The following is a 1,217-nucleotide window of genomic DNA, read 5'->3' on the forward strand; positions in this document are numbered from 1 at the left end:
CATGGCGAGGGGCGCGCGGGTGCTGGGCATCGTTCTCGCGGGGGGCGAGGGGAAGCGTCTGATGCCGTTGACGGCGGATCGGGCGAAGCCTGCGGTGCCGTTTGGTGGGCAGTACCGGTTGATTGATTTCGTGTTGTCGAATTTGGTGAATGCCGGGTTCGACAAGTTGTGTGTGTTGACGCAGTACAAGTCGCATTCGTTGGATCGGCATATTTCGCAGGCGTGGCGGATGTCGTCGATGTTGGGGCAGTACATCACGCCGGTGCCGGCGCAGCAGCGGTTGGGGCCGCGGTGGTACACGGGGTCGGCGGATGCGATTTTCCAGTCGTTGAATCTGGTGTATGACGAGGGTCCGGACTACATCGTGGTGTTCGGTGCCGATCATGTGTACCGGATGGATCCGCGGCAGATGGTGGAGGCGCACATCGGCTCGGGTGCCGGGGTGACGGTGGCCGGGATTCGGGTGCCGCGGGCGGAGGCGCGGGCGTTCGGGGTGATCGAGACGGGCCCGGACGGTACGAGTATCGAGCGGTTTTTGGAGAAGCCGGCGCAGCCGCCGGGTATTCCGGGTGATGACGCGCACGCGTACGCGTCGATGGGTAACTACGTGTTCACCGCGGAGGCGTTGCTGGAGGCGTTGCGGTTGGATGCGGAGGATCCGGCCTCGGCGCATGACATGGGCGGCAACATCATTCCGATGCTGGTCGACAAGGGCTGGGCGAACGTGTACGACTTCGCCGCGAACGAGGTGCCCGGGGCGACCGAACGCGACCGCGGGTACTGGCGGGATGTCGGGTCGATCGACGCCTACTACGCCTCGCACATGGATCTGGTGTCGCTGCATCCGGTGTTCAACCTGTACAACGCGGACTGGCCGATCCGGGGGCATGTGCCGCCGTTGCCGCCGGCGAAGTTCGTGCTGGGCGGGCGGGCGTACGAGTCGTTGGTGTCGGCCGGGTGCATCGTGACCGGCACGGTGGCCCGGTCGGTGCTGTCACCGGACGTGGTGGTCGAGGACGGCGCCTGGGTCGAGGACTCCGTACTGATGGACGGGGTCCGGATCGGGCGCGGCGCGGTCGTGCGCGGGGTGATCCTGGACAAGCACGTCCACGTCCCGGACGGCGCGCATCTGGGCGCGGACCTGGCCCACGACCGGGAGTACCACACGGTCACCGACTCCGGACTGGTCGTCCTCGGCAAGAACGAACCCGTCCACC

At 66.6% G+C, this 1,217-nt stretch carries 1 protein-coding gene; it reads left to right on the top strand.

What is annotated here, in order from left to right; all coding sequences use genetic code 11:
• Window positions 1-19: 19 nt before the first annotated feature.
• A partial coding sequence (gene glgC, locus Aru02nite_RS36265) for a glucose-1-phosphate adenylyltransferase (protein ID WP_275408804.1) occupies window positions 20-1,217 on the top strand: 1,198 nt, incomplete at its 3' end.

Source organism: Actinocatenispora rupis, assembly GCF_016861975.1.
GTDB classification, from domain to species: domain Bacteria; phylum Actinomycetota; class Actinomycetes; order Mycobacteriales; family Micromonosporaceae; genus Actinocatenispora; species Actinocatenispora rupis.